This window comes from Hallerella sp. (genome assembly GCF_022776125.1).
GTDB lineage: Bacteria > Fibrobacterota > Fibrobacteria > Fibrobacterales > Fibrobacteraceae > Hallerella > Hallerella succinigenes.
Window position 1 is genome coordinate 1 of sequence record NZ_JALFIA010000040.1, and the last position, 6,005, is coordinate 6,005.

Here is a 6,005-nt window from a genome sequence, read left to right on the forward strand (position 1 = left end):
CTCAAATAAGTCAACACAGTTCCATCATAAGAAACATTTTCTATGGTTCCTTTATTTTTGCCAACTAGCCCGCCAATGTTACCATAACGTTTTTTTGATTTTGTAGAATCAACATGGGCGTACACATAAGCATTATCCACGCTTAAATTCTTAACCACTCCATTTTCACCCACGACACCAAATAGGCCCCGGCTAATGGAGTCCGCCTTGGCAGCCAACGTATCATTCACATACAGACCGCTGATCTTATGACCATTTCCGTCAAACACACCATCAAAGGCACGGGTCGAAGTATCGCCTATGGCCTTCCAGCGGGTGGTTCCGCTTTTATCGGTAACCTCCGTGTCCCACAGCACAATGTCGTTAGCCAGCTGGGCATTTATGGTGGTCTTGCCCGAATTCACCTGCACCGCAAACCAGGCCAGTTCCTCGGGCGTGGTAATCTGGTAAAACACCTTGCCATCAATCTTCTTGGTGTTTTCGGGTTCACTGGTGCCCCCAAGCCAATTGGCAAAGGAGCAACTTGCCGCCAACAGCAGCATCGCTAGAATTTTCGTTAATTTTGTCATATCGTCCCCTTTATTTTAATGTCACCTTTGTCACACATGTGCGGTTTTCGCAACTCACTTGGACTTCAACCTTTTGATGACTTAACTTCGCGGCAACAAGCATCTGGTATTCCCACTGACGCCAGTCATTAGGTACCTTTAGCCCTTCGGATTCCGCAATGGGTTCGCAAGGTTTATCGCCATTCCAAAACACATTGTACTTCTTTTCGTCCTTTTCCAGACTGAATCCATCCCCGCCCCGGATTGTAAAATATCCATCCGAAGAGATTGTTTCCACATAGCCTTCAATCTTAAACATCACATCTCCTTCAAAAAATCTTTTGAATCCAGTCTTTGCTTTGTTCCTTTCCAATCGGGATAGACCACATCAATGGTCACGCCCAGCATCTGCAACTCCTTGAGCAACGGCTTCTTGGCTTCTGCAGGAATCCTGATTTTTCGGCGAATCATTCCGTTACGAGGGGCATCCTTCCATTGGGCGAGCTTGGTACGATCTCCATCAATGCCATAAATCATAAACGCACCTTGCTGCGCCCGAATCCGGGGGTTGTTCAGCAAAGGATGAACACAGAATACGCCTTCCATATCTTGCTTTTTTATCCATCCAACAAAATGAGGTTTTTCGGCCTTAATTTCATGGAGCAGGTACTTTATAGGTCCACTTTCATTGAACCTTTTGCGGTCATGTTCCTCGTCAGCATCAAGATTGCGAATGTCTAGATTATCTTCGTGCTGATACACAGCAATATTCGCCAGAATGCTAACCGCGTCGGAATGATAATTCTTGATTTTGTCTTCAGGAACTTCGTAGACATATATAACCCCATCCCTACAGCCTTCTTTTTCGTTACTCATACCGTAATCAGGATCGTTGTAGCAAGCAAAAAACACTGCCTGCAGCGCACTTGTGGTAATATCCAAAAGACGAGTGGGGACTTGGTAATGTTGCATCAAGACAAGTTTTTCAAAAGTTGACCTGCAGGCGGCAAATTCGTCGGGCAAGCGCCGTTCTGCCTCGCGGAAAATCTTCGTTTCCTTTTTCAAGCGATCATTTCTTGCAATACAAGGGGTCGCTCCCGTCGGGCCATAGTCCTCCGCTTCACCTCGGTAATAATAACAGACATTTTCACGATGGCCCTCCAGGCCTTCGCGTTCTATCTGTTTCAGGCAGTCCAAAAGTTCTGCAATGGAATGAATCGTGCGCACGATTTGAATGTAAACAAAAAAAAACAATGTCAAGTATTTTTGCCGAAAACGGCAAAAAACTTGACTTTTTTCGGTAATTTTCACAGAAGATTCATGACTTTTGCCACCATTTTGACACTTTGTGACAAGAATTTGTGTGTACATTTGATTGCGGCGAAATTCGCAGATTTCAAACCGATTTCTGATTTTTAGATAAGCAAAACCGAAGCACAAAACCGTCGCTTTTCAGCATGTAGCGACAGGAGGATAAATGCAAAAATATTACCTGCAAAAAGTACCATTATGGTACATTTATATCTATATTTCAATCAAGACAGATTCTTTTGCGTTTGAGGAGGCTTTCTGAATGGAACACCTCGGCAAAGCACACTATGATTTGGAGTTGATTAAAAAACTGCTCCAGGACAAAGACAAAAGATTTGTTACACGATCTTCTAAACAGACTGCCGTTCTGCTAGGATACACAGACGAAGATTCAATCGTTGAACGCGTATGCAAATTAAGGAGTAACGAAATATACAAGACTATGACAACCGACGCTGACACAACTCTTTGGCAAGATGTTTATCATTCCTCCGACAAAAAAGCAGATGGTTCTTGCGTAAAGCTGTACATCAAAATTCAAATAACAAAAAATGGAAACGGAGTTGTCATTTCGTTCAAGGAGCTATAAATGATTATCAAAGAATGTCCCATTTGCAGCGCAAAAGTGATCCGAAAAAAAGTAAAAGAAACCTACACCTACAAGGGTAAATCCATCACCGTAAACAACCTTCCAATTTTCCATTGTACCGGATGTGGCGAGGAATTCATTGACGAGGAACGCGTCGGACCAATCAACAAAAAACTCGACGCTCTCTACCGGGAAGTGGAGGGCTTATTGCAGCCCCAGGAAATCGTAGAAATTCGCAAGAAGTTCGGTTACTCCCAGGAAGAATTTGCAGAAATCGTAGGTGGCGGACCGAAGGCCTTTGCCAAGTACGAAAAAGGAACCGTGACACAGAGCCGTTCCATGGACAACCTGCTTCGCATCCTGCGGGATTCCTCGGACGCCATGGCCATTCTAACAAATCAAAAAGCAATCTGCGCCTGCGAAGCCAAAAGTGCTTATCAGGTAAAAAAAGACAAGAGTTCGTCCTGTTCAAAGACATCTCGTTCGTGAAGTTCACTGTTTTTTTCTAAATTTGCCCACATTAAGAAATTATTTGTGGAAATAAATTATGGAAACTCGTTACAATTCTAAAGATGTGGAAGCCCGATGGCATAAGACCTGGGCTGAGAATAACAGTTTTGCACCCAGCGGAAAGGGCGAACCGTTCTCGGTCGTGATTCCGCCCCCGAACGTTACCGGCGCACTCCATCTGGGACACGCTTTGAACGATACGCTCCAGGATATTTTGGTACGTTACCGCCGTAAGACGGGCCGCGACACCCTTTGGATTCCGGGTACGGACCACGCGGGCATTGCCACGCAGGCCGTGGTCGAAAAGCGCCTTTTCCAAGACGAACACAAGACGCGTCATGACATCGGTCGAGAAGCCTTGGTGGAACGTATTTGGAAATGGAAGGACGAATACGAAGCCCGTATCACCAAGCAGCTCAAGAGCCTCGGCGTTAGCTGCGACTGGAGCCGCCAACGCTTCACGCTGGACCCGGTCTGCGCAAAGGCCGTGCGCCACGCCTTCTTCAACCTGTTCAAGAAGGGCCTCATTTACCGCGGCAAGCGCCTGGTGAACTGGGATACCAAGCTCCAGACCGCCGTCGCCGACGACGAAATCTACTACGAACACGTGAAGGGCCACTTCTGGACGTTCAAGTATCCCCTGGCCGACGGTTCGGGATTTATCCCCGTTTCCACGACCCGTCCGGAAACCATCATGGGCGATACCGCCCTCGCCGTGCACCCCAACGACGAACGCTATGCGCAGTTCATCGGCAAGATGCTGAAGGTGCCCTTCGTTGACCGCGAAATTCCGGTGATTGCCGACGCTATCCTGGTGGACAAGGACTTCGGTACGGGTTCCGTGAAGGTGACGCCCGCACATGACCCGAACGACTATGCGACGGGCCTCCGTCACAAGCTCCCGATGATCAACATCATGAACGACGACGGCAGCCTGAACGAGAACGCCGGCAAGTTCCAGGGTCTCAAGGGCCAGGCCGCCCGCGACGCCGTGGTGGCAGGTCTCGAAGAACTGGGCCTCCTGATCAAGGTGGAAGACCACGAAATGGACGTGGGCCACTCCGACCGCAGTAAGACCGTGATCGAGCCGTACCTCAGCGACCAGTGGTTCGTGAAGATGGACGTGCTCGCCGAAAACGCGATGAATGCCGTAAAATCCGGTGAGATCAAGATTATCCCGGAACGCTACGCCAACAAGTATCTGGACTGGCTCGCAGAAAAGCGCGACTGGTGCATCAGCCGTCAGCTCTGGTGGGGTCACCGCATTCCTATCTGGCACACAGACGCAAGCGAAGACGAACTGAATGCCGCATTCGCGGGCCGCGACGACATCTACTTCTACAAGGCCGAAAACGGCGGCTACCTCGTGTGCAGCCAGGAAGAAGACCTCAAGCCCGACGCGGTGCCGGGTCACGAACTCAAGCAAGAAGAAGACGTGCTCGACACGTGGTTCTCCAGTGGCTTGTGGCCGCACTCCACGATGGGCTGGCCGGAAAACACCGACACGCTCAAGCGCTACTACCCCACCAGCGTGCTCGTGACTAGCCGCGACATCATTACGCTGTGGGTCGCCCGCATGGTGCTCTTCAGCCAGGAAAACATGGGCACGGTCCCGTTCCACACGGTGTACATCCACCCGAAGATCCTCGACGGCAATGGTCAGACCATGAGCAAGTCCAAGGGCAACGGCGTGGACCCGATGGATATCGAAGAGAAGTACGGTACCGACGCTCTGCGCTTCGTGATGGCAAGCCTCTGCACCGACAACCAGGACGTGCGCCTGCCGGTGAAGAAGGAAAAGCAGCCGGACGGCCGCGAAATCAACACCAGCGAAAAGTTCGAAATCGGCCGTAACTTCAGCAACAAGCTGTGGAACGCCTGCCGCTTCCTTTACCCGCAGCTCGAACAGGCCGGTGCGCTTGCCGCCGAACTTCCGATGGACAAGAACTTGTTCGCACTGGAAGACAAGTGGATTCTGAGCCGCCTGCAGACGACCATCAAGGACGCCACCCGCATGCTCGAAGAATACCACTTCGCCGAACTCGCCGGGTTCCTGTACCGCTTCGTGTGGGACGACGTGTGCTCCAGCTATCTCGAGATTAAGAAGTCCGTGATCAACAGCGAAACGCTCACCGCCGAAAAGAAGAACGCGATGGCCATTCTCAGCTACGTGCTGAAGAACGTGCTCGACTTGCTCCACCCGGTGATGCCGTTCATTACCGAAGAACTGAACAGCATCCTGTTCCAGGGCAGCGAAATGGTCATCAGCCGCGCATGGCCCAAGGCCGACGAATCGCTCATTGACGCAAAAATCGAAGCCGCATTCGACCAGGCATTCGCCGTGGTGGAAAGCGTGCGTGGCGTGCGTGGCCGCTACAACGTGAGCCCCGCCACCAAGCTCAGCGCCGTGGTGAGTGTGGACGATGCTGCAACGGAAGCAAGCGTGAAGGACTGCATGGCAATCATCACCGAACTTTCGGGTCTCTCTGACCTGAGCGTCGCCGTGAAGGCAGTGAAGCCGAAGTTCAGCGCCAGCGCCGTGGTGCCCGGTGGCGAACTCTACATCCCGCTGGAAGGTATCCTCGACCCGGCAGCAGAAATCGCCCGCCTCGAAAAGGAAATCGAGAAGGCCAAGGCATTCGCCGCCAGCATCGAACGCAAGCTCTCGAACGAAAAGTTCGTGAGCGGTGCCCCCGAAGCTGTGGTAAACGCCGAAAGGACGAAGCTTGCTACGCAGATGGATATTATTGCTAAAAACGAGAAGGCTCTCGAAGAATTGCGTTAGTCGCGATAAACCTTAAAAAATCAAGACAGGAGTCCCTCTCGGGCTCCTGTTTTTGCAACCCAGTCATCAATCAACAGACGAAGTTCCTGCGTATCAATCATCATTTCGCGGCTATTGTCGTCAAGGGCGTAATTGTCCCTTACGAAGGTGAAATCTGGGCGGATAAGCCATGAGCATTCATTCCCGAAGGACTCAATACTTTTTCGTTTCCCGATAAGTACCTGCTCTACCTGCTGACGAATTGAATCGTGAAATTCCCTAA

Annotated in this window: 5 protein-coding genes and 2 pseudogenes; 3 read left to right on the forward strand and 4 right to left on the reverse strand. The window is 50.5% G+C overall.

The annotated features are described in order from the left end of the window. The 3 genes and pseudogenes from MR847_RS05015 to MR847_RS05025 form a co-directional block, all read right to left on the reverse strand. Nucleotides 1–569, reverse strand: a pseudogene (locus MR847_RS05015) (hypothetical protein); the annotation flags it as partial. 10 nt (nt 570–579) lie between these two features. Continuing rightward, nucleotides 580–867, reverse strand: coding sequence for a hypothetical protein (locus tag MR847_RS05020; RefSeq protein WP_287723109.1), 288 nt, complete (start codon nt 865–867; stop codon nt 580–582). Beyond that, nucleotides 867–1,859 carry an FRG domain-containing protein gene (locus MR847_RS05025; protein WP_287723110.1) on the reverse strand — a complete coding sequence of 331 codons (993 nt, stop codon included), beginning with the start codon at nt 1,857–1,859 and terminating at the stop codon, nt 867–869. Before MR847_RS05025 ends, MR847_RS05020 begins: the two co-directional genes overlap by 1 nt. Before the next feature lie 262 nt (nt 1,860–2,121). Between MR847_RS05025 and MR847_RS05030 the strand changes: the two genes are divergently transcribed. From MR847_RS05030 to MR847_RS05040, 3 genes are read left to right on the forward strand one after another with little or no spacing between them, the layout of a single operon-like run. Continuing rightward, nucleotides 2,122–2,448 carry a type II toxin-antitoxin system MqsR family toxin gene (locus tag MR847_RS05030; RefSeq protein ID WP_100426577.1) on the forward strand — a complete coding sequence of 109 codons (327 nt, stop codon included), beginning with the start codon at nt 2,122–2,124 and terminating at the stop codon, nt 2,446–2,448. Then, entirely contained in the window at nt 2,449–2,937 is a 489-nt protein-coding gene (locus tag MR847_RS05035; protein WP_100426578.1) for a type II toxin-antitoxin system MqsA family antitoxin, read from the forward strand. A gap of 58 nt (nt 2,938–2,995) precedes the next feature. Then, on the forward strand, nt 2,996–5,743 hold the full coding sequence (locus tag MR847_RS05040) for a valine--tRNA ligase (protein ID WP_287723111.1): 2,748 nt from the start codon (nt 2,996–2,998) through the stop codon (nt 5,741–5,743). 20 nt (nt 5,744–5,763) lie between these two features. On the opposite strand, the pseudogene MR847_RS05045 reads toward MR847_RS05040, so the two are convergent. Then, nucleotides 5,764–6,005 (reverse strand): annotated as a pseudogene (locus tag MR847_RS05045) (hypothetical protein); the annotation flags it as partial.

Bases quoted from the DNA above. Each gene is read 5' to 3' on its own strand.
- MR847_RS05020 (WP_287723109.1), bottom strand. From the start codon at position 867: ATGTTTAAGATTGAAGGCTATGTGGAAACAATCTCTTCGGATGGATAT.
- MR847_RS05030 (WP_100426577.1), top strand. From the start codon at position 2,122: ATGGAACACCTCGGCAAAGCACACTATGATTTGGAGTTGATTAAAAAA.
- MR847_RS05035 (WP_100426578.1), top strand. From the start codon at position 2,449: ATGATTATCAAAGAATGTCCCATTTGCAGCGCAAAAGTGATCCGAAAA.
- MR847_RS05040 (WP_287723111.1), top strand. From the start codon at position 2,996: ATGGAAACTCGTTACAATTCTAAAGATGTGGAAGCCCGATGGCATAAG.